28 protein-coding genes are annotated in these 24115 nt (G+C 57.3%); 12 read left to right on the forward strand and 16 right to left on the reverse strand.

Going from position 1 to position 24115, the window contains the following annotated elements; translation table 11 throughout:
- Positions 1 to 63: 63 nt before the first annotated feature.
- Complete coding sequence (locus ACQQ2Q_RS07340) at positions 64 to 678, forward strand: transglutaminase-like cysteine peptidase (protein WP_428186347.1); 615 nt, start codon at positions 64 to 66, stop codon at positions 676 to 678.
- Between the two features lie 73 nt (positions 679 to 751).
- On the opposite strand, the gene mbfA is transcribed toward ACQQ2Q_RS07340, so the two are convergent.
- Positions 752 to 1735, reverse strand: coding sequence for an iron exporter MbfA (mbfA, locus tag ACQQ2Q_RS07345; RefSeq protein ID WP_428186348.1), 984 nt, complete (start codon positions 1733 to 1735; stop codon positions 752 to 754).
- 300 nt (positions 1736 to 2035) lie between these two features.
- On the opposite strand from mbfA, the gene ACQQ2Q_RS07350 reads away from it, so the two are divergent.
- Positions 2036 to 3142, forward strand: coding sequence for a TRAP transporter substrate-binding protein (locus tag ACQQ2Q_RS07350; RefSeq protein WP_428186349.1), 1107 nt, complete (start codon positions 2036 to 2038; stop codon positions 3140 to 3142).
- Between the two features lie 91 nt (positions 3143 to 3233).
- Here the strand turns inward: ACQQ2Q_RS07350 and ACQQ2Q_RS07355 are convergent, their stop codons facing one another.
- Positions 3234 to 4259: a histone deacetylase family protein gene (locus tag ACQQ2Q_RS07355; RefSeq protein WP_428186350.1), complete on the reverse strand. Its 1026-nt coding sequence runs from the start codon at positions 4257 to 4259 to the stop codon at positions 3234 to 3236.
- A 184-nt stretch (positions 4260 to 4443) separates the two neighbouring features.
- Between ACQQ2Q_RS07355 and ACQQ2Q_RS07360 the strand changes: the two genes are divergently transcribed.
- Entirely contained in the window at positions 4444 to 5064 is a 621-nt protein-coding gene (locus ACQQ2Q_RS07360) for a TetR/AcrR family transcriptional regulator (RefSeq protein WP_428186351.1), read from the forward strand.
- Between the two features lie 36 nt (positions 5065 to 5100).
- Positions 5101 to 6300, forward strand: a complete 1200-nt coding sequence (locus tag ACQQ2Q_RS07365) for an MFS transporter (RefSeq protein ID WP_428186513.1) — start codon at positions 5101 to 5103, stop codon at positions 6298 to 6300.
- A 25-nt stretch (positions 6301 to 6325) separates the two neighbouring features.
- Here the strand turns inward: ACQQ2Q_RS07365 and ACQQ2Q_RS07370 are convergent, their stop codons facing one another.
- A complete protein-coding gene (locus tag ACQQ2Q_RS07370; RefSeq protein ID WP_428186352.1) occupies positions 6326 to 6847 on the reverse strand; it encodes an N-acetyltransferase family protein in 522 nt (173 codons plus the stop codon).
- A 41-nt stretch (positions 6848 to 6888) separates the two neighbouring features.
- Complete coding sequence (locus tag ACQQ2Q_RS07375; RefSeq protein WP_428186353.1) at positions 6889 to 7290, reverse strand: ketosteroid isomerase-related protein; 402 nt, start codon at positions 7288 to 7290, stop codon at positions 6889 to 6891.
- Positions 7291 to 7371: 81 nt separating this feature from the next.
- Between ACQQ2Q_RS07375 and ACQQ2Q_RS07380 the strand changes: the two genes are divergently transcribed.
- The 3 genes from ACQQ2Q_RS07380 (at position 7372) to ACQQ2Q_RS07390 (ending at position 10608) form a co-directional block, all read left to right on the forward strand.
- Entirely contained in the window at positions 7372 to 7965 is a 594-nt protein-coding gene (locus ACQQ2Q_RS07380; protein WP_428186354.1) for a GNAT family N-acetyltransferase, read from the forward strand.
- Positions 7966 to 8171: 206 nt separating this feature from the next.
- Positions 8172 to 9998 (forward strand): translation elongation factor 4, encoded by a 1827-nt coding sequence (lepA, locus tag ACQQ2Q_RS07385; RefSeq protein ID WP_428186355.1) that lies wholly within the window; start codon positions 8172 to 8174, stop codon positions 9996 to 9998.
- 244 nt (positions 9999 to 10242) lie between these two features.
- Positions 10243 to 10608 carry a YegP family protein gene (locus ACQQ2Q_RS07390; protein WP_428186356.1) on the forward strand — a complete coding sequence of 122 codons (366 nt, stop codon included), beginning with the start codon at positions 10243 to 10245 and terminating at the stop codon, positions 10606 to 10608.
- A 107-nt stretch (positions 10609 to 10715) separates the two neighbouring features.
- On the opposite strand, the gene ACQQ2Q_RS07395 is transcribed toward ACQQ2Q_RS07390, so the two are convergent.
- The 5 genes from ACQQ2Q_RS07395 to pcaQ all read right to left on the reverse strand — a co-directional run bounded on the left by ACQQ2Q_RS07395 (position 10716) and on the right by pcaQ (position 13343).
- Positions 10716 to 11009, reverse strand: coding sequence for a hypothetical protein (locus ACQQ2Q_RS07395; protein WP_428186357.1), 294 nt, complete (start codon positions 11007 to 11009; stop codon positions 10716 to 10718).
- An 85-nt stretch (positions 11010 to 11094) separates the two neighbouring features.
- The gene (locus ACQQ2Q_RS07400) at positions 11095 to 11586 is read right to left on the reverse strand and encodes an acyl-CoA thioesterase (RefSeq protein WP_428186358.1); all 492 of its coding nucleotides are present in this window, start codon (positions 11584 to 11586) and stop codon (positions 11095 to 11097) included.
- A gap of 142 nt (positions 11587 to 11728) precedes the next feature.
- Positions 11729 to 11938: a hypothetical protein gene (locus tag ACQQ2Q_RS07405; RefSeq protein ID WP_428186359.1), complete on the reverse strand. Its 210-nt coding sequence runs from the start codon at positions 11936 to 11938 to the stop codon at positions 11729 to 11731.
- Positions 11939 to 12075: 137 nt separating this feature from the next.
- Positions 12076 to 12345: a hypothetical protein gene (locus ACQQ2Q_RS07410; RefSeq protein ID WP_428186360.1), complete on the reverse strand. Its 270-nt coding sequence runs from the start codon at positions 12343 to 12345 to the stop codon at positions 12076 to 12078.
- Positions 12346 to 12425: 80 nt separating this feature from the next.
- On the reverse strand, positions 12426 to 13343 hold the full coding sequence (gene pcaQ, locus ACQQ2Q_RS07415; RefSeq protein ID WP_428186361.1) for a pca operon transcription factor PcaQ: 918 nt from the start codon (positions 13341 to 13343) through the stop codon (positions 12426 to 12428).
- Positions 13344 to 13436: 93 nt separating this feature from the next.
- Here pcaQ and pcaD point away from each other — a divergent pair, with 93 nt between their 5' ends.
- Genes pcaD through ACQQ2Q_RS07440 form a run of 5 tightly spaced genes read left to right on the forward strand, consistent with a single transcriptional unit; the run spans position 13437 to position 17119 of the window.
- On the forward strand, positions 13437 to 14225 hold the full coding sequence (pcaD, locus tag ACQQ2Q_RS07420) for a 3-oxoadipate enol-lactonase (protein WP_428186362.1): 789 nt from the start codon (positions 13437 to 13439) through the stop codon (positions 14223 to 14225).
- A 10-nt stretch (positions 14226 to 14235) separates the two neighbouring features.
- Positions 14236 to 14649: a 4-carboxymuconolactone decarboxylase gene (gene pcaC / locus ACQQ2Q_RS07425; RefSeq protein ID WP_428186363.1), complete on the forward strand. Its 414-nt coding sequence runs from the start codon at positions 14236 to 14238 to the stop codon at positions 14647 to 14649.
- On the forward strand, positions 14646 to 15386 hold the full coding sequence (gene pcaH, locus ACQQ2Q_RS07430) for a protocatechuate 3,4-dioxygenase subunit beta (protein WP_428186364.1): 741 nt from the start codon (positions 14646 to 14648) through the stop codon (positions 15384 to 15386). Before pcaC ends, pcaH begins: the two co-directional genes overlap by 4 nt.
- A gap of 1 nt (position 15387) precedes the next feature.
- Positions 15388 to 16005 (forward strand): protocatechuate 3,4-dioxygenase subunit alpha, encoded by a 618-nt coding sequence (gene pcaG / locus ACQQ2Q_RS07435; protein WP_428186365.1) that lies wholly within the window; start codon positions 15388 to 15390, stop codon positions 16003 to 16005.
- Positions 16006 to 16063: 58 nt separating this feature from the next.
- The gene (locus ACQQ2Q_RS07440) at positions 16064 to 17119 is read left to right on the forward strand and encodes a 3-carboxy-cis,cis-muconate cycloisomerase (RefSeq protein ID WP_428186366.1); all 1056 of its coding nucleotides are present in this window, start codon (positions 16064 to 16066) and stop codon (positions 17117 to 17119) included.
- A 4-nt stretch (positions 17120 to 17123) separates the two neighbouring features.
- Here the strand turns inward: ACQQ2Q_RS07440 and phnN are convergent, their stop codons facing one another.
- From phnN to phnC, 7 genes are all read right to left on the reverse strand, one after another.
- Positions 17124 to 17711 (reverse strand): phosphonate metabolism protein/1,5-bisphosphokinase (PRPP-forming) PhnN, encoded by a 588-nt coding sequence (gene phnN, locus ACQQ2Q_RS07445; protein WP_428186367.1) that lies wholly within the window; start codon positions 17709 to 17711, stop codon positions 17124 to 17126.
- Positions 17711 to 18850 carry an alpha-D-ribose 1-methylphosphonate 5-triphosphate diphosphatase gene (locus ACQQ2Q_RS07450; protein WP_428186368.1) on the reverse strand — a complete coding sequence of 380 codons (1140 nt, stop codon included), beginning with the start codon at positions 18848 to 18850 and terminating at the stop codon, positions 17711 to 17713. Before ACQQ2Q_RS07450 ends, phnN begins: the two co-directional genes overlap by 1 nt.
- Positions 18851 to 18870: 20 nt before the next feature.
- A complete protein-coding gene (locus ACQQ2Q_RS07455; protein WP_428186369.1) occupies positions 18871 to 19560 on the reverse strand; it encodes a DUF1045 domain-containing protein in 690 nt (229 codons plus the stop codon).
- 66 nt (positions 19561 to 19626) lie between these two features.
- A complete protein-coding gene (gene phnE, locus ACQQ2Q_RS07460) occupies positions 19627 to 21126 on the reverse strand; it encodes a phosphonate ABC transporter, permease protein PhnE (RefSeq protein WP_428186370.1) in 1500 nt (499 codons plus the stop codon).
- Positions 21127 to 21135: 9 nt separating this feature from the next.
- A complete protein-coding gene (phnE, locus tag ACQQ2Q_RS07465; RefSeq protein ID WP_428186371.1) occupies positions 21136 to 22098 on the reverse strand; it encodes a phosphonate ABC transporter, permease protein PhnE in 963 nt (320 codons plus the stop codon).
- Positions 22099 to 22198: 100 nt separating this feature from the next.
- Entirely contained in the window at positions 22199 to 23104 is a 906-nt protein-coding gene (gene phnD / locus ACQQ2Q_RS07470; RefSeq protein ID WP_428186372.1) for a phosphonate ABC transporter substrate-binding protein, read from the reverse strand.
- An 82-nt stretch (positions 23105 to 23186) separates the two neighbouring features.
- Positions 23187 to 24044 (reverse strand): phosphonate ABC transporter ATP-binding protein, encoded by an 858-nt coding sequence (gene phnC / locus ACQQ2Q_RS07475; RefSeq protein ID WP_428186373.1) that lies wholly within the window; start codon positions 24042 to 24044, stop codon positions 23187 to 23189.
- Between the last annotated feature and the right edge of the window lie 71 nt (positions 24045 to 24115).

The following is a 24115-nucleotide window of genomic DNA, read 5'->3' on the forward strand; positions in this document are numbered from 1 at the left end:
GTTTGATTGACTAACCACCCCTTTGTTCATTAACTTTTTGTTAAGCATCAAGGGGACGACCAGATGGTAAATCGATCGAGGGCAATTGCCCTGGTTCTGGCGGGCATGGCCATTGCCGCGTCAGCGACTGTGGCAACGCCTGCGCCGAACACGCCTTACGCAATGCCGACCGGTAGCGTGACATCTCAGCCGATCGGCCATTACGATTTTTGCCGTGCGCATCGCGATGAGTGCTCTATCCGCAGCCAACCGTCTGCGCCGCCAACCATTACAGATCACGGCTGGGATATCGTTCGCAACGTGAATGCGTCGGTCAACTCAACGATCACTCCGATGACGGATATGGAAATTTATGGTCGAGAAGAAGTCTGGGCCTATCCCGTGGATGCCGGCGACTGCGAAGATTTCGTTTTGCTGAAGCGCAAGATGCTGATCGAGGCTGGCTTTCCCGTATCCGCCCTTTTGATCACCGTTGTCAGAAAGCCGGATGGCGAGGGACATGCTGTCCTTACTCTGCGCAGTTCAGATGGCGATTTCGTGCTCGACAATCTATCTGACGACGTGAAGCCGTGGTTTCGCACGCCCTACAGCTTTCTGAAGCGTCAGGCAACGTTTGACACCGGTCGCTGGGTGACCATCGATGACGGTCGCGACGTTCTCGTCGGCGCACTCCGGTAAGGCATCAAAATCCGTTGAAAAAGCGGCCCTTGGAGGTCGCTTTTTTTGTTAGACAGCCAACGATCCGCGTCGATCAGCCGTTGCCAATCAGAATACCGGCGGCCAAGACCAGGGACCCACCCAGAACGACCTGCATGGCTGCGCGCCAGAAGGGCGTGTCCATATATCTGTTCTGGATGAAGGCGATTGCCCACAGTTCGAAGAAGACGACCACTGCCGCCGTCAGTGTGGCGGTCCAGAAATGGGGGATGAGGTAAGGCAAGGCGTGCCCCAGTCCGCCCAGGGCTGTCATGATACCGGAGGCAAGGCCGCGCTTTAGGGGCGAACCGCGCCCCGACAGCTTTCCGTCATCGTGGGCAGCTTCCGTAAATCCCATGGAAATGCCGGCGCCTACAGAGGCGGACATGCCGACCAAGAAGGTCTGCCACGTATCGCCGGTGGCAAAAGCTGCCGCAAATATCGGCGCGAGCGTGGAGACAGAACCGTCCATGAGGCCCGCAAGGCCCGGCTGAACATAGGTCAGGACGAACTGCCGGCGCTCTGTGGCATCCTCTTCTTCGCGCACGTCTTCCGGGGTATGGGTTCCGGTCAGCGCCCGCGCGATATCCTCATGTCCTTGTTCGGCAAGCGCCAGATCGCCCAAGAGTTTACGCGTTTCAGCGTCGGCTGTCCCCTTTTGCGCTTCAGTGTAAAAACGGAAGGCCTGCTGTTCCATGAGTTCCGCTTCAGCCCGGATTTGATCCAGGGACTGATTCTTGCGCAACCAATCGGCTTTTCTGGCGTAAAATCCCCGCACATGCTCCCGCCGGATCAAAGGAATACGCTCGCCAAAACGGCGGCGGTGCATATCGATCAGCATGTTGCGATGGGTGTGCTCAACCTCCGCCATGTCTTCGAACACCTTGGCAGATTGCGGATACTGGTCTCGAAGCTGATCCGCATAGGCCAGATAAATTCGCGCATCGTCTTCTTCAGAGGAGATCGCAAGCGCCAGGACTTCCTGCTCGTTGAGACTGGAGAACGGGCGACGAGTCCCTTGGAAAAATCGATCAATCATGACAGCCTCTTTTTAGAATAATTCTAATCTAAGCGCCATTCATTGTATCGTCAAGGTGGTCGTCGCCCCAGAGGGCGGGGATTGACCGGCATTCCTGACACCTTCCGCCATTCCGATGCGCCAATCCATCGGGGGTATTCGGATAAAAACGGATGACTGGTCATTGGCGAAATTTCCTGTCTCCCAGATGCGCGCGAACGCAATGATTGCTCTTTGGTCTTGAAACGTAGGGCACGACATGATTAGACCCGCCCCATAAGAAATCCGTATTCCATAACAAAACTACCCAAGGCAGCAAAAATGAACCGTCGTAAATTCTTCAAGCAGGCAGGTGTCGTCGGCGTTGGCGCCGCCGCTTCCACAGTTCTCGCCGCTCCAGCGATTGCGCAGGAAAACCCAAAACTGAACTGGCGACTGGCCTCGTCTTTCCCGAAAAGCCTCGATATTCTTTTCGGAGCATGTGACGAGATCGCCCAGAGCGTGGCCGAGGCATCGGATGGAAACTTTACCATTCAGACTTATGCCGCCGGCGAAATCGTGCCGCCACTGCAAGTTGCTGACGCGGTTGCGTCCGGCACTGTCGAAATGGCGCACACCTGCAGCTACTACTATATCGGCAAGGACCCTGCCTTTGCGCTCGGCACGGCCATCCCCTTCGGCCTCAATGCCCGTATGACCAATTCCTGGTTCTCCGCCGGCGGCGGAACCGACCTTATCAACGAATTCCTGGCTGGTTACGGCCTTTACGCGCTTCCTGCCGGCAATACCGGCGCGCAGATGGGCGGTTGGTATCGCAAGGAAATCAATACCATCGACGACCTCAAGGGTCTGAAGATGCGCATTGCCGGCCTCGCCGGTCAGGTTATGAGCAAAGTTGGCGTGACCCCGCAGCAGATTGCCGGCTCTGACGTTTACGCAGCGCTTGAAAAAGGCACGATCGACGCGACCGAATTCGTCGGCCCCTACGATGACCAGAAGCTCGGCTTCTACAAAGTGGCGAAGTACTACTACTATCCTGCATGGTGGGAAGGCGGCCCTTGTGTTCACGCCTTCTTCAACAAGGAAAAGTTCGAAGGCTTGCCAGAGAACTACAAGCGCATGCTGACCGATGCATGCGCCTCTGCCAACGCGCGAATGCTGGCAAAATACGACGCATCCAACGCCAAAGCCCTCAGGGAACTGGTGGCCGAAGGCGCACAACTGCGTGCGTTCAGCACCGAGATCCTCGACGTTTGCCACAAGGCGGCACAGGAGACCTATGCCGAACTCAGCGCGTCGAACGAGAACTTCAAGAAGCTCTACGACAGCCAGCAGGCGTTCAAGAAGGACGCTTATCTCTGGGCACAGATCGCTGACTACACCTTCGACACCTATCAGATGATCCAGCAACGTCAGGGCACGCTGTAAGATCTCCGGGCACTGCGATTACGGGCCGCCTCCGCTTTGTGCGCAGGCGGCCCGATTTCGTTTTGTGACTGTTTCCGGAGCAGTCAGTTGATCAGGCTTCCAGTCCTTTCAGGACATTGGTCACATTCAGACCGATCTCTGGCACGCCATAGCCGCCTTCCATCAGCGTGAGGACGGGAAGCCCGGTTGCTGCGATCATGCTGCCCATCGTCACGTAGTTATCGGATGTGAGCTTGAAGAAGCTGATCGGGTCTTTCTCGAAGGTGTCTACACCAAGGGAGAGCACAATGGCCTCGGCGCCGTAGTCATGAATGCGCTTCAGCGCGTCTGAAAGTGCTGCCGACCATACGTCCCATGGTGTGCCGGGTGGCATCGGGTAGTTGGCGTTGAGCCCCTCGCCATCGCCCTCACCCGTTTCATCTGCGTAACCGAGAAAATAAGGAAATGCGTCCACGGGATCACCGTGCAAGGAGGCGAAGAAGATATCGCCACGATTGTAGGTGATGTCCTGGGTGCCATTGCCGTGGTGGAAATCAACGTCGAGGATTGCGACCTTCTTTGCGCCATTGTCGAGCATGTGCTGTGCGGCGACGGCCGCGTTGTTAATGAAGCAATAGCCGCCGAACAGATCGATCCCCGCGTGATGGCCCGGTGGACGGCAGAGCGAGAAGGCAAAGCGATTTCCCGCCTTCAACCAATCGGCACCCGACAGCGCGACATCCATCGATGAAATCGCCGCCTCATAGGTGCCGTTGGAAATCGACGTTTCGACGGAATTGGCATAATAGCCGATGGCCCCGTCGATATTGTTTGGCACCCGCTGCTGCCCGCGGCGATAGGGAAATGCGGTGGGAATGGCTTCGCCCGGAAAATCCTCAGCCGACCAGCGCTCCCAGCAAGTCCGCAGGAATTCCAGATAGCCGGCATCATGTACCTTCAGCGCGGTTTCAAGACCGTGTTCTGTCGGCGCCACGACATCGGTAAAGCCTGCCTGCTGGACCGCCTCCAGTATCCATTCGGCGCGGAACGGACCTTCGAATGGCTTCACCAGAATGCCGCCGTGAAGCTCTGTCTTGGCGTCGCGAAGTTTATGTTTCTCGGAATAGAATACGCGCATTTTAAAGGCTGCTCCCGCATTTACGTTCGTCGAAAAGCTACCGCTTTACGGCCAAGACCTGCAAGCGCGAATGATCAGTTTTTAGTCGTCCGACCAAAATAGTGGAGGCAGCAGAACCCCAAGGCTATTGACGAAAATGAGTGTCCGACCTATTTGGATACAAACGTTTCCAAATAGGTGCACCATGCCGAACACTGGCCGATTGCCGGAGCCGCAGAGAAGTGCGGGGCGACCGCGAAGCTTCGATGTGAAAGAGGTTCTGGACAAGGCTATCTCAGTTTTTACCGAGCGAGGCTATCAGGCAGCCTCCATTTCAGAACTCGCTGCAGCGACTGGCCTCACGGCCGGCAGCATTTACAAGGCGTTCGGCGATAAGCGCGGCATGTTCCTTGCCGCGATGGCTCGTTACAAACTGCTTGGCAATGTCAGGCGCGACGCCGGAATTGCAAAGGCTGCAACCGGGCGAGGCCGCGTTCGCGCGCTGCTCGATTACTACGCGGAAAATTCCCACGGTGAGAGCGGCATACGAGGCTGCCTGATTATCGGCGCTGCGGTCGAACTGGCTCTGTTCGATGAAGACGCTGCCAGCAAAGTATCCGCTCATCAGCAGCATACGTTCCAGTTGATTGAGACCTCCATCCGCGAGGGCCGTGCCGATGGCTCAATCGGTAAACATATCGATCCTGACCAGTCGGCACGCGCCATGTTCTGCTTCATGCAGGGGTTACGCATTGCCGGTAAGACGGGACAGGACCGCGACGCCGTGATGGCTGCTGCCGACGCTGCCATGAAAATTCTGGACTAACCCTCTCTTCTCCCAAGGAGAACTCCCGTGACCAACGTGCCTACAGCCGGTGTTTCGGCGCAAACCCCTTCCATGCCAGCCGGCATGTCCTTTCTCATGGCCGCGGCCTGTGGACTGATTGCGGCCAACCTCTATTACGCGCAGCCACTTGCCGGCCCGATCGCGGCGTCGGTGGGGCTGCCTGCGCAGGCAACAGGCTTGATCGTCACGCTGACCCAGATCGGCTATGGGCTCGGCCTGCTGTTACTGGTGCCGCTCGGCGATCTGGTCGAGAACCGCAAACTCATCCTCGGAATGATCGGTCTCGTGACCGTCTCACTGCTCGCAGCCGCGATCTCGCATACCGCCATCCCCTTCCTCGTGGCCTCTCTGGCCATCGGTCTCGGCTCAGTTGCGGTTCAAATGATCGTGCCATTGGCTGCACATATGGCACCAGACCATGCGCGGGGACGCGTTGTCGGCAATGTCATGAGCGGGCTTATGCTTGGCATCATGCTGGCGCGACCCTTTGCAAGCTTCATTGCGCGCTTCTCGTCCTGGCATATGGTTTTCTTCATCTCGGCTGGGATCATGATCGCGCTCGCAGCCCTGCTCGCCGTGAAATTGCCAAGGCGTGAGCCGGAGACCAAGCTTAGCTATGACAAACTGTTGGGATCCATGCGCCACCTTGTGGCCACGCAACCGGTGTTGCGGCGCCGGGCGCTTTACCAGGCCTTTCAGTTTGCGGCCTTCAGCCTGTTCTGGACAGTGACACCACTCTATCTCGCCGGCCCGGCTTATAATCTCACCCAGGCTGGCATTGCGCTGTTTGCACTTGCCGGTGTTGCAGGCGCCATTGCCTCTCCGATTGCGGGACATCTGGCAGACCGGAACCTCAGTCGCCCGGCCACTGTATTCGGGATGCTGTGTGTGCTGGCCAGCTTCGCGATCACGCACATTGCCGAAGACGGCTCCACTCTCGGCCTTGGCCTATTGACCTTTGCTGCAATCCTGCTGGACTTCGGCGTAACGACGACGCTCGTGACCGGCCAGCGCGCCATCTTCAGCCTCGGCGCACATTTGCGCAGCCGTCTCAACGGACTTTATATGGCGACATTTTTTACTGGCGGGGCGCTCGGCTCCGCCATCGGGGCCTGGGCTTTCGCAAATGGCGGCTGGTTCGAAGCCTCGATGATCGGCATTGCGCTGCCCATCAGCGCCCTGTTCTACTTCCTGACGGAAGATCGTCGCCGCTAGCTTTATCACCGACAGACTTGCCAACTCATTCGCGCAAGTCCTTGAAGAACAGGGTGGTCGCGCAATAGCGGCCATCCGGATAAAGCGCATAATTGGGGATGATACCAGACTGCGTCCAGCCCAGGCGCTCATAGATGCCTTCGGCCAATTCTCCGGTGGCGGTATCGAGAACCAGAAGCCAGCGACCATGGGCCTTTGCTTCTACTTCCGCAGCAGCCATCAACTTTTTGGACAGACCAAGACCCCGTGCCTTGCGGTGAACGAGCAGTTTCATCACATCGCCGCGATGCGGCTGGTTAGGCTTTGCCGTCAATCCCATTTGCACCGTTCCGACGATTTCACCGTCGTGTTCCGCCACCAGCAAAGCGACTTCACCGCGTGCGACATTGGTCGCAACGCCGCGCCAAAAGGCCTCTGCCTCCCCCTCCGCCAGCGGATACATGAAACCGACCGAGGCGCCGTCTTCCACGCAATCGGCGAGGACTGCCGATAAGGCCGGAATGGCCGACAGGGCCTCTTCTTCGTTCAGTCTTCGAATTTCACTCATGACAATCTCCAGCGGACATTGGAACCGCAGACATGCCGTATTCAGCCCTGGACCTGAGCGATCCAGTCGGGGAGATTGTAGTAGTTCGAAATGCGGGCAACCTTGCCGTCCTTCAGGTCGAAGAATGCGCCAGCCGGCAACACATATTTCTGGCCGTTTGCCTCCGGCAGGCCCTCGTCTGTCGCCAGATATTCGCCATTCACGGTGAATTCGGCGGCTCCGCGGCTGCCGTCCTCGCTGCCCATGATGACCATGTCGGTCAGCGTTTCCTTATAGCAGCGGTTCATGTGTTCCATGAACTTGGCGAAGGCTGCCTTGCCGGTCTGACGTTCGCCCTGATTGATGTCATGGGCGACATCGTCTGTCAGAAGAGCCAGAAACGCATCCATGTCCTGAGCATTGAAGGCGGCGTAGTAGGCGCGAATGGTATCGGTGGCGGTCATGGGATACTCCTTGGCATCAGCAGGCTTTTATCGACTGGGTCGAGACGGTATAACCGAACGAAAATGGACTGAAAACAATCTATGTCTCTTGAAATCAAATCCTTTTCGGGAAGCGACGCGGCCAAGTATTTTGACGACCTCGCACGGCTGAGAATCACGGTCTTTCGTGCGTTCCCCTATCTCTATGAGGGCGATCCGGAATACGAGCGAAAATATCTGGCGACCTATGCCAGATCAGAAGGCTCCATATTCGTGCTCGCCATCGATGACGGCAAGGTCATTGGTGCATCAACCGGAATGCCCATGGGCGCCGAGACGGAGGAGGTCAAAACGCCATTTGTCGCGGCAGGTCGCGATCCGGCCGAATATTTCTATTTCGGTGAAAGCGTGCTTTTGCCTGAGTATCGCGGGCGCGGTATCGGCGTTGCCTTCTTTATGGAGCGCGAGACGCAGGCGCGCCAGCTCAGCCTTCGATACTGCACATTTTGCGCCGTCGAGCGCCCCGACGATCACCCACGGCGCCCCGCCGACTATCTGCCGCTCAACGGGTTCTGGAACAAGCGTGGCTATCGCCATCATCCGGAATTACGCACGACATTTACCTGGCAAGACCTCGACGAAACCGCTGAGAGCCCCAAACCCCTTTCCTTCTGGATCAGGGATATCCAAGCTTGAACGACAACGGAGGTCGCACGGCACAAAGGGCCAATCTCGATCACGCAACGCGATCGACCGGGCCCCGGCTAACGATGAAGCTCGCCACAGCGACTTGTGAAAGACGACCGCAAGCGACGATTTGCAATCTGAAAGGCTGATTTTGTCGACTTTTACGCGAAGTTCCCGCTAGTCGGACACTGCGAGCACTGCTATATGCGCGAACCATGAGCACAAATCCGAACCGTATCCCGCTTGACCATATCCGCAACTTCTCGATCGTGGCCCATATTGACCACGGCAAGTCGACGCTCGCCGACCGATTGATCCAGTCGACCGGTGGCCTTGCCGAGAGAGACATGTCCGAGCAGGTGCTCGACAGCATGGATATCGAACGCGAACGCGGCATCACCATCAAGGCCCAGACAGTGCGTCTGCACTACAAGGCAAACAATGGTGAAACCTATGTGCTGAACCTGATCGACACCCCCGGTCATGTCGACTTCGCCTATGAAGTATCGCGCTCGCTGTCTGCCTGCGAGGGTTCGCTGCTTGTCGTTGACGCTTCCCAGGGCGTCGAAGCGCAGACGCTCGCCAACGTCTATCAGGCCATCGATAACGACCACGAGATCGTCACCGTTCTCAACAAGATCGACCTGCCGGCAGCGGAACCCGACCGAATCAAGGAACAGATTGAGGAAGTGATCGGGATCGACGCGTCCGAGGCCGTTCTGATTTCGGCCAAGACAGGTCTTGGCATTCCGGACGTTCTGGAAGCAATCGTGCACAAGCTGCCAGCGCCAAAGAGCGACGCCGGCGAAAAAGGACCATTGAAGGCACTTCTGGTCGACAGCTGGTACGACACATATCTTGGCGTCATGGTTCTGGTGCGCGTGCTCGACGGCGTTCTGACCAAGGGTCAGGTGATCCGTATGATGGGCACCGATGCCAAGTATCATGTCGAGCGCGTCGGCGTGCTGACGCCAAAAATGCTCGCGGTCGACAGTCTCGGTCCGGGCGAGATCGGTTTCTTCACCGGCTCGATCAAGGAAGTGGCCGATACGCGTGTGGGCGACACGATTACAGAGGACAAGCGGCCGACAGAAAAAATGCTGCCGGGCTTCAAGCCGGCGCAGCCGGTGGTGTTCTGCGGTCTCTTCCCTGTCGATGCCGATGACTTTGAAGATCTGCGCTCGGCTATGGGCAAGCTTCGCCTGAACGATGCGTCCTTCTCGTTTGAAATGGAAAGCTCGGCGGCGCTCGGCTTCGGTTTCCGTTGCGGCTTCCTTGGACTGCTCCATCTGGAAATCATCCAGGAACGACTGGAGCGCGAATTCGATCTCGACCTGATCGCGACGGCCCCTTCGGTTGTCTACAAAATGGCAATGACGGACGGTTCAGAGCGCGAGTTGCACAATCCCGCCGACATGCCGGATGTCGTGAAGATTTCCGAGATCCATGAGCCCTGGATCAAGGCCACGATCCTCACACCGGACGATTATCTGGGCGGAATTCTCAAGCTCTGCCAAGATCGTCGTGGCGTCCAGACCGACCTTACCTATGTCGGCAAGCGCGCCATGCTCACCTATGAGCTGCCGCTCAATGAAGTGGTGTTCGATTTTTACGATCGACTGAAGTCGATCTCGAAGGGCTATGCCTCCTTCGACTACCATCTCGACGGCTACAAGGAAGGCAACCTCGTGAAGATGTCGATCCTCGTCAATGGCGAACCCGTCGATGCGCTTTCCATGATGGTGCACCGCATGGCCGCCGAAAAGCGCGGCCGCGACATGTGCGAGAAGCTCAAGGACCTGATCCCGAAGCACATGTTCAAGATCCCGATCCAGGCCGCCATCGGCGGCAATGTGATTGCCCGCGAGACCATCTCCGCACTCCGCAAGGACGTGACCGCCAAGTGCTACGGCGGCGACGCAACCCGCAAACGCAAGCTGCTCGACAAGCAGAAGGCCGGCAAGAAGCGCATGCGCCAGTTCGGCAAGGTCGAGATCCCGCAGGAAGCGTTTATCGCGGCGCTGAAGATGAGCGACGAATAGAGATTTTGCAGTGTTCTGATAGGAAGGTGGCGGCCTCAACGAGTTCGCCTTCCTTTGGCTGCACTTTGGCTCGGCGGTTATCGAGTCCGTATTTGCCCCTTAGGCTGCAGGCATTGTAAACGCGACTTTATCCATCCGTTCCATCACCGGACACTGTTGCGGGCTGATGCGTCACGCGCTATTTATTCGCATGTCATAATGAAGTGATGCTGCAGCATCGGTTAGCGAGGGGGACTTCGAGAGCATGCACAAGTTCAAAATCCTGAAGAATGACAAGGGCCAGTATCGCGTCCAGTTCGTCTATAATGCGGAAGTCATGGTCTGGTCGGAGAATTATTCTGCCAAGTCGAGCGCGCAGAACTGCATCGACTCGATGAAGAAAAATACGCCGGGTGCCGCCATCGTTGACCTCACCAAGGGCGAAACCGGCACCGGCTATCGTTTCGAAATCGATGAGGCCAAGAACGGTGAAACTTTCGTGCGCTTTCGTGCGTCGAACGGTGAAATCATGGTTCGCTCAGAGACCTACAAGAACAAATCCAGTGCGACGAACTGCGCCACGTCCATCCAGAAAAATTCGCCAGATGCTCCGGTGGAAGACGAGAGCTGATCGAATCTGCCCGCCATATGCGTGGTATCTAGCAGCCGTGATGGTGCAAGAATAAAAGCCGCCCGCTTTCAAGGCGGACGGCTTGAACGATCAATTTTAAGTCCGGATCAAGGCTGCGCAGTGCCTGCATCTGGTGTTGCTGGAGCCACATCACCAGCCGGCGGGGTCGCCGGAGCAGCAGGATCCATTGGTTCTATCGCCGGTGCTGTCTCAGTGGCCGCTGGCTGCGTGGTCGACGAGGTCGTCGTCGGATCTGTTGCCGGTCCACCCATGCTGACCCAGAGAACGACACCGAGGACGACGACAGCGCCAAGCGCTGCCCATAACCAGTTTCCGCGATTTGGCGGGCGCGGCGACTGAAGATCGGGACGTCCGGAATTCATATTGGGATCATAAGTCATTTACATCTCCTCCTTAGGTTGTCTGAGCGGAAAATGCAAAACGGCTCTATTTTGTTCCGTCGCCTGCTTGTGACAATGATCCCTTTCAGTCCGTTTCGTCCTTCAACTGGCTGTGTCTGGCCTCAAATTCCTGGCGCAATGATCTGCGTGCCTCCGATTGGCGGGAGCGTCGGCGTTTGGCCTCTGTATCAAGCAATAGCTTGGGAACTGCGGTTGGCTTGCCGTCTGCATTGACGGCCACCATGGTGAAGTAGCAGCTATTGGTATGCCGCCGTTCGCCTGTGCGGATATTCTCCGCCTCGACCCGAATGCCGATTTCCATGGATGTTTTGCCGGCATAATTGATGGCGGCGCGAAACGTCACAAGTTCACCCACCTGGATGGGCTGTCGAAACACCACCTGATCGACCGACAGGGTGACTGCATATTGCTGAGAAAACCGGGACGCGCAGGAATAGGCAACGCGATCAAGCAGGTTGAGCAGAGCGCCACCATGAACCTTGCCGGAGAAATTCGCCATATCCGGCGTCATCAGCACCACCATTTCTAGCTCGCTTGGGTCGTGAGCGCGGTCCATCATCTCTCCTCTAAAGTATCAGGAGATACACTAGCCGCCATCGATCATCGACAGAAGCGGGAAAATCGTGGCGCAGAAAAAATCCAACAAAGATCTACAAAACCGTCCGCCCTCCATCGGGCGAGCGGTTTAGAAGTCTTGTTTACTGTCCTTGGGACGTGTCCACCACCGGAGCCGTTGACGACGTCGTCTCCGGATCAACCGTGTTGCCTCCCATCATCCACCAGCCGATCAGGCCGAGAACGAGGACGGCCAAGAGGGCAAGCCACGGCGCGCGCGCCGGTTTGCCCGGTGGCATGGGCGGTCGCTCGAGCGCTTCGCGTTTGTCAGATGGATCGGGATCAAGAACCATGGCGGGACCTTCCTTTCTTTAAAGTAACAATGCCGCTTTCGGCTGTCGGTTCCCAAATTGATGGCCAGACAGGCAGCTGACATGGCCCCACCGACGGTTGAGACCGCGAATATTCTACAGATTGACGATCCTGGATCTTATGGCCGGGGCGCTGCAGGCGTTTCGATTGCAGGCACGTTAACGCTGCCGGGCGAGTTCTCCGGCGTCGCCGGATCGGTATAGGTCGGCTTGGTCGACGAGGTTGTGATCGGATCTGTCACCGCGCCACCGGTTATCGACCAGACAGCAATACCGAGAATGACGACTGCAAATCCAATCGCCCAAGGCAGCCAGGTCATGCCAATTGGCGCTGTTGGGATGTCACTGCCGCTGGGGGGCGTTTCCTGTCTATCCGGATCGTATGCCATTTTCTCTCCTTTTCTTTGTAAAGAGGAAAATGCCTCTCGCTCCTTTTCGTTCCAGACAGAGACGCTCCAAGGCGGCGGTGTCACAGCAACTGCCGGCGAACATGCTCCCGAATGACCTGCTTCATCAGGTCGAGTGCGGCAGTCGATTCAACTGCAGAATGGGTGGTTAATCCTACACCGCCGCGCGTTTCGCTCATATCCAAAGGGAGAGCCACGAAACGCCCGGATCGGATTTCTTCGACCACAACCCCGCGGGATATGATCCAGACTGCGGGATGGCGAGATATGAAAGCGCGGCCGAATGAATAGGACACGGTCTCAATCGTATTAGACAGTTCCGGAATGCCGTTCATCAGAAACAGGCGGTCCACGAAGGGGCGAATGACGGAGCCCTTCGGTGGCATTAAAACCGTGTAGCTAGATAATGCACTGAGAGTGAAGTTACGCCGCTCCAACAGCGGATGGTCAGCGCCCACCACGATCATCACTTCTTCGCTATACAGCGGTTCGAAAACAAGCGATGTCATCAGTTCGTGCGCAGCTAGCCTCCCAACGACTAGATCGAGTTCCCCAAGCCGCAAGGCATCAAGCAGTACACGATTTTCGCCGGATATGATGGTCACCTTGCTGCCGGTGTCCCGTTGCAGGAACTCGGCAATCGCCTCCGGCATGAAGGTGGCTGACGCCGTCGGCAAAGTGCCGATGCGAATGGGCGGTCCTTCGGATCTCTGCGCCAGGCCGATGGAATCAATACCACGCTGGACAGCCGCAACACTTTCGGCAGCGTGTTTCAAAAACAGTTCGCCGAAATGCGAAAGCCTGATGCCGCGACCATCTTTCTCCGTCAACTCGACGTCGAGAATAGCCTCCAGTTCACTTAGGGTCCGTGAAACAGCTGGCTGTGTGATCGACAAGGCATCTGCTGCCTTGCCGACGCTGCGCTGGCGTGCGACTTCAAGGAATGTCTGAAGATGCCGGAACTTGATGCGCGCATCCATAACTTATACCATTTTCGTTATGCGTTTCGGCTATAATATCATTTTAACTTACAAAAAACATCGCCTATCACAGAGATCCTAGGGAGTGACGACATGGCATTTGCCACCATCAATGGAATTACCGTTCACCATGAACTGATCGGCGAGGCACGCGCCAAGAAGCTGATCGTATTTTCCAACTCGCTCGGCACAGATTTCCGCATCTGGCTGCCCTTGTTCGATGAACTCCCCGAAGATGTTTCCGTACTGCTCTACGATTCGCGCGGACATGGCCTTTCGGGCACGGGCGACGGGCCATTCACCATGGACGATCTTGTCGATGACCTTGGCGCGCTTGTCGATCATGTCGGTATCCGGAAGGCAATCTTCTGCGGTCTTTCAGTCGGCGGCTTGATTGTTCAAGGTCTCTTTGCCAAGCGGCCAGAACTGTTCGACAAGATGATCCTGTGCGATACCGCGTCGAAGATCGGCAATGATGAGATGTGGAATGCGCGCATCGAGGCCATTGAAAAATCTGGCCTCTCCAGTATCTCTGACAACGTCATGGAGCGCTGGTTCACGCCAGACTTCCATCAGGAGCGTGGCGACGATCTCGCCGGCTACAAGTTGATGATGGAACGTCAGCCTGCCGACGGATATGTGCAGACCTGCGCATCGATCCGCGATGCCGATGTCACCGATATTTCCTCAGCAATCACCGTGCCGACACTATGCATTGCTGGTGATCAGGACGGTTCGACGCCGCCAGAACTGGTGCGCGCAATGGCAGAGCGTATTCCAGGTGCAACATTCGAAGAGATCCCCGGTTGCGGCCATATTCCCTGCGTCGAACAACCGGAAATTCTCGGTGAGCTCATAGAGGCTTTCCTTCGCAAGACCTGAAAGGGCGTAGATGGCAGAACAGCAGAAATCCGAACGGTTCCAGCAAGGCATGGCGACACGTCGCAGTGTATTGGGTGACCGTTATGTCGATCAGGCGACCAAGGCCAAAACAGGTTTCGACGAACCGTTTCAGGATCTGATTACAGAGGCCGCCTGGGGCCATGTTTGGTCTCGTCCCCACTGGAGCAAGCGTGAGCGTTCCATGGTGACCATCGCCCTTCTGGCGGCTCTAGGCCATCATGACGAAGTGGCCATGCATGTGCGTGCAACTGCCAACACGGGTGCCACGAAAGAGGACCTGATGGAGGCAATGATGCATGTGGCAATCTATGCCGGAGTGCCTGCCGCCAATCATGCGATCAAGATCGTGAAGGCGACTTTGCAGCAGATGGACGATGCACAGACCTTGGAGGAGGAGACATGAGAAACTCTAAACCGGAAACGGGACCATTCTTTGCCCGTGACCTGGAGATGCATCCGCCGGCCTATACGCCGTGGTACAAGACCACTGTTTTGCGCTCGCCGCAGCGGGCGCTTATTTCTCTCGAAGGCACCAAGAGCGAAATCACCGGCCCTGTCTTCGGCCACAACATCCTCAACGAGCTCGATAACGATCTGATCATGAACTACGCCAAGCCGGGCGAAATGCCGATCGGCCCGCGCATCATGGTCCATGGTCGCGTGCTTGACGAGCGTGGCAGAGGCGTTTCTGGCGCACTTGTGGAGTTCTGGCAGGCCAATGCCGGTGGACGCTATCGCCACAAGAAAGAGACATATCTCGCGCCGCTAGACCCCAATTTCGGTGGCGTCGGCCGCACCATCACAGATGAAGACGGCTCTTACTGGCTAAAGACGATTATGCCCGGACCCTATCCATGGCCAAATGGCGTCAATGATTGGCGACCGGCGCACATCCATTTCTCCGTCTTCGGGCATGGCTTTGCCCAGCGCCTGATCACGCAGATGTATTTCGAAGGTGATCCGCTGATCTGGCGGTGTCCTATCGTTAAGACGATCCCTGATGAGGAAGCAATCAAGCAGCTGATCGCACCTCTCGACATGGCATCCACGATCCCACACGATCTGCGTGCCTATAAATTCGATATCGTTCTGCGCGGACGTCGCTCCACACTGTTTGAAAACCGGAAGGAGGGTAATTGAGATGGTTCAATCGCTTGGATATCTGAAGGAATCCGCTTCCCAGACCGCCGGCCCCTATGTGCATATTGGCTGCACGCCCAACTTTTCCGGAATTGAGGGCGTCTTCGATACCGATCTCGGATCTGGACCGCTCTACAATGACAAGACCAAGGGCGAGCGCATCACCGTACGCGGCTTCGTCTATGATGGGTCTGGCACACCCCTTCGGGATGCCCTGATCGAAATCTGGCAGGCCGATGCCCAAGGCCTCTACCAGAGCCCTTCGGAAACTCGTGGCTTGGCGGATCCGGAGTTTCTCGGGTGGGCGCGCTGCCCCGGCGACATGGCAACCGGGGAATTCGTGTTCAAGACGATCAAACCTGGCCCGGTTCCCTTCAAGGATGGCCGTCTCATGGCGCCGCATATCACCTTCTGGGTGGTGGCCCGCGGTATCAATCTGGGACTTCAGACGCGGATGTATTTCCCCGACGAGGAAGACGCGAATGCCGTCGATCCTGTGCTCAGCCGTATCGAGCTCAAGGTGCGAGTGGCGACACTGATCGCCAGTCAGGACGGCAACACCTACACGTTCGACATTCATCTTCAAGGTGACAAAGAAACGATCTTCTTCGATATCTGATTCAAGACAGCGCGCTTTTCGACGCGCTGTCTTCAATGCCAATGGAGATGAATTGCTCATGGCGCTTTCGTCGCTTGCCTATCTCGACCAGTTGCTCGGCGATGCCAACGTTGTCAGCCTCATGGGAACCGAAGCTGACATCAATGCGATGATTGCCTTCGAACGGGGGTTGGCAAAGGCGGAGGCCGAGCACGGACTGATCGAGCCCGCGGCCGCGGCCGGAATTGACAGCAGCCTCCAGAGCTTTCAGCCAGATGTGGCCAAACTCAGCGAAGCCACCCTCAAGGACGGGGTCGTGGTGCCGGAACTGGTCAAGCAGTTGCGTGCGGCAGCCGGTTCCCATGGATCTTCCGTTCATTTCGGAGCCACCAGCCAAGACGTGATCGATACGGCGCTGGCACTTAAGCTGAAGGCCGTTCTTGCCGTGTTCGAAGGACGACTGCTCGAACTCGATGCAACATTCGATGACCTTCTGCGTCGGTTCGAGCATAAGCCGGTCATGGCACAAACCCGAATGCAGGCAGCCATAGAGATTGCCGCTGGCGACCGCCTTCGAGTCTGGCGCAAATCGATCATTCGTGTTGCCGCCGAACTCCATACGATCCAGAGAGAAGCTCTTATTGTCTCTCTGGCAGGGGCCGCCGGCACGTCGGAAAAATTCGGGGACAAGATCGCGGAGGTGCGTCAGAGCCTTGCGATCATCCTCGGGCTCTCGATGCCAAACTATGTTCCGCATGCTGACCGGGGTCGCTTTGCCGATCTGGCAAACTGGCTTGCGCGATTGACCGGCGCGCTTGGAAAGTTGGGACAGGACGTTGCGTTGATGGCACAAAGCGATAGACAGGAGATCGCAATCTCCGGCGGCGGCGGATCATCGGCCATGCCGCACAAGCAGAACCCTGTTCGTGCCGAGGTGCTGGTCGCGCTCGCGCGCTTCAATGCAGTGCAAGTGTCTGCGGTCCATCAGGCACTCATACACGAGCAGGAGCGCTCGGGGGCTGCCTGGACACTGGAATGGATGGTGCTGCCGCAAATGATTGAGGCGGCTGGCACTGCACTTCTTCACGCGCAAGGCATGCTCTCGAACGTTGAGCGGATTGGAAAAACCGTTTGACCTGTTAGTCGTTGAGGAAGCGGCTCAAGGTCTGGTTCATGCGCGCGGCTGCGTCATCAAGCGAACCGCTATTGTCTATTGTGACAACATCAAACGCACCCGTTATCTCCAGCGAACCGCGCGCAAGACGCCGCAGGATATCTTCCCGGCTTTCACGTCCACGCGCCTCAAGCCTGCTTGCCAGTATGTCGGGGCTTGCAACGACGTTAACGGCGACGAATGGCGAGAAGGTCCCTGCAAAGCGGTCCAGCACGGATCTGGAACCGTTGGCGACAACAAGATGACCCAGTGCCAGCTTTTCGCGCACAGATGCCGGAATGCCGTAACTGAGGCCATGGGCATTCCAGTCGATGGCAAAGGCCCCGGCCTGCCGCATCTCGTCAAACTCGTCACAGGTGACGCATCTGTGATCTTCACCGCCGGAATCATGAGGGCGAGTGATGACGCGCTGAACGAAATGGACGTCCTGCCGGTCGGCGAAATGCTGCGCTGACAGGTTCATCAGCGTGTCTTTACCCGCCCCGCTCGGACCGACCACTGCAACCAGTGTGCCCAGTGCCTGTTGCGTCTTATGCCCACCTTGACGGTCCATCAGGCGACCCGCCGGCCTTCGCGCCACACAGAGCGAACAACAGGCACACCCTCATCATGGCGCACGCGCACGAGGTCCGCCCGAAGGCCGTTTGCGATGCGGCCACGATCATTTAGGCCCACTGTCTTGGCTGGCGTGCTTGTTACCATGGAAAGCGCTTTTGGCAGCGATATACCGTCGATTTCATCGGCAAGGACGAAGGCCGCGTGCATGAGGCTGAGTGGCACATAGTCAGACGACAAAACGTCGAGGACACCGAGTTTTGCCAGATCGCGGGCAGCAATATTGCCAGAATGGGACTTGCCGCGAACGACATTGGGCGCACCCATCAGCACACTCATGCCTGCCTTATGCGAGGCTTCGGCTGCCTCAAGGCTGGTCGGAAATTCAGCGAGCTTCACCCCATGTCCCTTGGCTTCTTCCACATGCGCAAGCGTCGCGTCGTCATGACTTGCGACAGTCACACCTCGTTGCGCGCACATGGTGGCGAGACTATCCCGGTGGGCCGTGGAATAGCGTGCTGACAGCGCAAGACGGCTTTCAACGAAACGGGCGAAAGCCTCATCGGTCAGGCCCCGCTTGGTCTTGTAGTACAGCGTGTACTGCTCCATCGTCTGGAACTGGCGTTGGCCTGGGGAGTGATCCATCAGCGACGCGAGCCGGACATGAGGGTCCGCTTCGAAATCCGCCACATGATCCAGCACGTTGTCGGAGGCGACCTCGCAGCGAAGATGGATAAAATGTTGGGCCCGCAAGCGATCGTCTCGCTCGGCCGCCTGAATGGCATCGGCCATGTCGCGCATCTCGCCCTTTTCGAAACCGCCATCTTCGTCAGAGCCCATACGCAGGCAGTCGAATACGGTGGTAATACCGGAGGTGACGATCTGGGCATCATGGGCCTGAATGGCCGAAGTCTTGTGCCAGCGTACGCCCGGGCGCGGAGAATAATGCGATTCCAGATGGTCGGTATGAAGCTCGATCAGGCCCGGAATGAGATAGTCGCCATTCAGATCTTCGCCGCTCGCCATCGGGCCTTCGGAGATATCGGCAATCTTTCCATCTCGGATCAGAACGGACCCGTGAAGGATATCATCCTCAAGGACGATGCGGGCATTTGTAAGCAGCAATTCGGCGGACATGGTCAGGGTCTTTCAGTCAGTCAGGCGCCAGCAAGCGGCAGCCAGGTTTGTACGGTAAAGGCAGTGCCTCTGGTTTCCTCGCGGAAAAGGCCGAGGCCATTGACGGCAAGCGGCATTGGCACAAGGCCCGCGAAGTGGCGATCCAAAGCTGCCCCTACGGCCGGAGCCTCGGCCTCGGGCACCTGGCCCGACAGCGTCATGTGGAAGCGAAACGCATCGAATACATATGGATAGCCCCAACGCTCAAGATTGTTACGCTCAGCTTGGGACAACTTCTCCGGCTTTCGCCGTGCCATGTCTTCCGGGGATAGCGGTGCCCGGAACGGCTCGAAAACCTGCACAACAGCCGAGGCGAAATCCTGTAACGGTTGATAGGTTTCCTCGGGCACAAGCGCGTAAAATTTTCCGAGTTGTCCAATCACTGCTTTCGGTATCTCAAAAGCAGACTGCTTGGCACAAAAGGCAGAAAATGCAGCAAGCAGATCCGCTTCAGTCTGGCCGCTGGCGAGTTCGAATGGCGCCTTCAAGGTTGCGTGGAATCCATAGCGACGCGGATCTGCGGTCAGTTCCAACAATCTTTGCGGAGAAATTCCCTCGACGGCCGTCTGCGCGATCGTCGCGTCGGTAAACGCGTCGCGCCCCAACCAGTTGCTTGCGGCGCGGGTTAAAGGCGCTTCAGCCGGCGGGGTGAAATAGATAGCGTATCTCAAATGTATTCTCCGAGAGGGTCATTTTCATTGTGCAGCGATCACAGCAGCAGCTCCAGGGTCTGGTTCTCAAGATCGACGGCGATTGCCCATCAGCCGGGTCCGCAGCGCATTGGAAATCGCGTCGAATACAAACACGACAATGAGGATCAACACCACCATATAGGCAACATTTTCCCAGTCGGCATTGGTGCGCATGGCTTCCCAGAGCTTGAGACCGATACCACCAGCGCCGACTGCACCGATGATCGTGGCCGAGCGGGTGTTGGATTCCCAGAAATAGAGCGCCTGCGATGCGAAGACCGGGAGCACCTGCGGCAGGACACCGAACCGCTGAACGGCGATGGGCGAGGCTCCGACCGACTTCACACCTTCGCGCTGCTTGTCGTCGATGTTTTCCAGCGCTTCGGAATAGAGCTTTCCGAGCGTGCCGGTGTCGGTGAAGAAGATTGCAGAAATCCCGGCAAGAGGTCCCGGACCAAAGGCGCGGGTGAAGAACAGCGCCCAGATGAACATGTCAACCGACCGCTGGAAGTCGAAGAAGCGCTTCACCAACTGGTTGACCGGCTTGTTGCGGGTGATGTTTCGCGCGGCAATGAAGGAGAGCGGGAAAGCAACCACCATGGCAAAGAGTGTGCCGACAAAAGCCATGACGATGGTCTGGAGCAGTTTGGTCCAGACATCGAGATGCTGCCAGGATGGATTGTAGAGGAAATTGTCTACCGCCAGAGAGAGGTTGCTCTGGTTCGCATTGATCCGCTCGCCTGACCTGATCAGTGTGAAGACTTCGCCGAAGGATTTGCCAAAAAATGGCGAGCTGATGTCGAAGAAGAAGCCTTCCCAACCGAGATAGCGTTTGTGAACCAGAACAGCGTCGTCACGGATCTCGGCCCAGCCCGAAAAGCCGAATGCCAGCATGACTTTTGCGCCCGGTGCGCGCTGTGTGGCCCATTCGGGCAAGGGCGATAATGCCGTGACGCCGTCGCTGCCAATCGAGACTTCGAGACGCTCATCTCCCCGAGCCACAGTGATTGTCGGCGGGGCAAGTTCAATCCTGTCGGTCGCGTTCATATCCACGACCGCGTGGGTTACGACTTCTTCCTTGCGGGTCTCGGTACTCGCCTTGGTGCTTTCCGCGGACTGATCGCCGGCATTGCTGGGAGCAACGAAGCTGAAGGATGACGTCGACTTGGTCTGAGGAGCGGCACTTGCCGGGATCTCGATAGTGCGCGTGAGGGTTTCGCGTCTGGCGGTGATCCAGTCGGGATTTGGATTTGGGCCAATTGGATCGTAGCGTGAGAACTCGATCTGCATCGTACCATCCTTGTGAATGGAGATGTCAGGCCGCTCTTCATAGGAGATCCAATCGGCAAGGTATGTGCCGGCAATGCCCCAGTTGGCAGAGCCGAGAACAGCGCCGATGGAAAAGAACCACCAGCAGAAGATGATGTAAAGCACCGTTGCGCCGCCAATGATGGCAAAGCGAAACCGTTGCCACAGCGAGGTGGTGAGCAGATGCGGGTGACGGGAGGCGATGGCTTCCATATCGGAGGCGCTGAGCGTGTTCATGGCGACGTCCTAGGCCACGGCCTGGAACGCCTGCTCGCCGACAAGCTTTCGGCGGAGCATGGCGGACAGGTTGTCCACGGCAATGATGGTGACAAACAGCAGCAATACGATCGCGAGCGTCTTTGCTTCGTGGCCGCGACTGATGGACAGGCGAAGCTGTTCGCCGATACCGCCGCCGCCAACGGCGCCAATGATCGTCGAAGCGCGGACGTTGATCTCGAGCCGCAGCAGGAAATAGCTGACAAAATTCGGCATGACCTGCGGCACCATTCCGAACCAGACCCGTTCGACCCAGGTGGCACCAACAGCCTTCAACCCCTCATCCGGCTTCATGTCCGCGTTCTCGACGACCTCGAAGAACAGCTTTCCAAGCGCTCCAATGGTGTGGATCGTGACAGCGATGATGGCAGGGATGGGTCCGAGAGAGAGGATGGCCAGAAAGAAGCCGGCCAGCACGATTTCCGGAAAGGCACGCAGGATTTCCATGAACCGCCGCACCGGACCTCGAATCCAGGGATTTGGCGTCAGGTTCTTGGCGGCCAGGAATGACAGCAGGAAGCCGAAGATAGATCCGATGATGGTCGAGAGGAGCGCGATATTCAGCGTCTCGGTCATCTTGTAAAAATATTCCGGGATATAAAGACTCTGGGTAATGTAGTACCGGCCCTCAGGATAATTATATTGCAGACTGCCGTCATAGTAGGGCGACGGAAGATCGAACAAGGCCCGCCAGATTTCCAGTGGATCACGCGGCAACAGATCGCCAATGAAATCAAAGAAATGCGGAAGCCTGTCGAGGAATTTGCCCGAATTCGTCTCATTAGCAAACCAAAGCGAGCCACCCAGCGCAAAGGCCAGAAACAGCAAAGACACTACGGTGTAGAGCCGGCGGCCGCGGGCCAGTTCTTGCCAGTGGCGTTCGACGACAGCACCTCGTTCACTGAGAACAGGCTTTAGTGTGGTTGAGCTCATCTATGGTGGTCCGCTGTAAGCCGCGAATGAATGCAGGGCTAAAGAAATAGAGCCGCCGAATGCGCGAGCGCATTCGGCGTCCCCTTGAATTAGCCGGCTATCAACCGCCGATGGTTGCCTTGCGTGCGTCGATGATCGGCTTGTAGAAATCGACGTTGACTTCGGCATAACCGGTATAGTCGCCACCCTGGATCGCTGCGAAGCATTCCGGGTCAGACTTCGGCAGGTCCACCATGAATGCCTTGAACTTGGACTTCATGTCGTCATTCATGGTGCTGCGAACGACGATCGGGCCATTTGGGATCAATGGGGATTCCCAGAGCTGAACGAGGTCGTCCATGTTGAGGATCCCCTTGTCGACCATCTTGCGGAGGTTGCCCGATGTGTAGCCGTCCTTGAAATCGCCAACACCCGAGGCCCAGGTTGTGCCGGCGTCAAATGTGCCCTTGAGGACTTCGAGAACGAGGTTCTCGTGACCGCCACCAAAGCCGGTTTCGCCGAAGAATTCCTTAACGGGAGCGCCCACGGCTTCCGGAAGTGTTACGGTCGGAACGAGGTAGCCCGAGGTAGAGTCGGGATCTGCGAAGCCGAGCTTCTTGCCCTTCATGTCTTCCAGCTTGGTGATGCCCGAATCCTTGCGAGCGACCATGACCGAGTGATAGCCCATGGAGCCGTCGGTCTGGACGGTTGTAAGGATAGGCTCAACAGCCTTGGCATCGGCCAGATAGATCTTGGCGTAACCGGATGCGCCAAGTTCGGCGTAATCGAGTGTGCCGCCGAGAAGGCCCTGGATCACGCCGTCATAGTCGGCGGCCGGGAACAGCGACACTTTTTCAACGCCGAGAACGGCGGGAAGCGTGTCGACCATGCACTGGAAGTTGCGCAGGCGGTCGGCTTCGTTTTCGCCACCAAGGATGCCGATACGGAATTCCTTGAGGTCTTCAGCGGCTGCACCACTGGCAAGCGCGACAAGCGCGACAGCGGCAAGAAGGGTCTTCTTCAACATGGGTTCTCTCCTGTTTTTCCGGTCGCGCCGGATTTTGGCGTGTTTGGCTACCCTTGACGCGGGTGTACGATCTGCGCGTGCGTCAGACCCCTGCGGCAACGAGGGGCTTGCGCACAACTGATGGGGAATCGCCGGCAGGGATTTGCACGGCTGGCGCATTGATACTGGTCGAAGTCATGCGCTCGTCGATTTCGGCACCGGTGCTGTCAGAGCCATAGATCTCACGCACGGCCCCTATCGTCAGCTCATCAGGCGTACCGTCGAAGACAACGCGGCCTTGGGCCATGCCGATAATGCGCTCACAGTAGTTGCGCGCGGTATCGAGCGTATGCAGGTTGGTAATGACGGTAATGCCTTCGCGCTGGTTGATATCACGCAGTGCGTCCATGACGATCTTCGCATTGAGCGGATCCAGCGAGGCAATCGGCTCGTCGGCGAGCACCATCTTGGGTGCCTGCATCAATGCCCGAGCGATTGCCACGCGCTGCTGCTGACCGCCCGAAAGTGTGCCCGCCTGTTGCAAAGCCGTCTGCTCGATACCAAGTCGCTCGAGCGCAGCAATTGCCATCAGGCGTTCGTCGCGGCTGAACATGTTGAGAATGCTGAGCGCAGTCGGGCGATGATTGAGGCGGCCCAGCAGGACATTGGTCAACACATCGAGGCGCGGCACCAGATTGAACTGCTGGAAGATCATTGCGCAATCGCGCTGCCAGTCGCGCAAGGCCGCACCGCGCAGGGACGAAACCTCGGTATCACCGAAATATATCGAACCTGAGCTTGGATCGATCAATCGATTGATCATCCGCAGAAGCGTCGATTTGCCCGCACCGGAACGCCCGATAACCCCGACCATCTGGCCCGACGGAATGTCCACACAAACGGATTCCACTGCCGTATTGCGTCCGAACTGCCGGGTAAGATTATCAAGCTTAAATCGCATAATCGCTCTTTCGATGACGTCCACAAGTCACCCAAGGCTTTAACGATGATTGATGAAGCGTGAATGTCAGA

It is taken from the genome of Agrobacterium sp. ES01 (assembly GCF_050320885.1).
Classification (GTDB): Bacteria; Pseudomonadota; Alphaproteobacteria; order Rhizobiales; family Rhizobiaceae; genus Allorhizobium.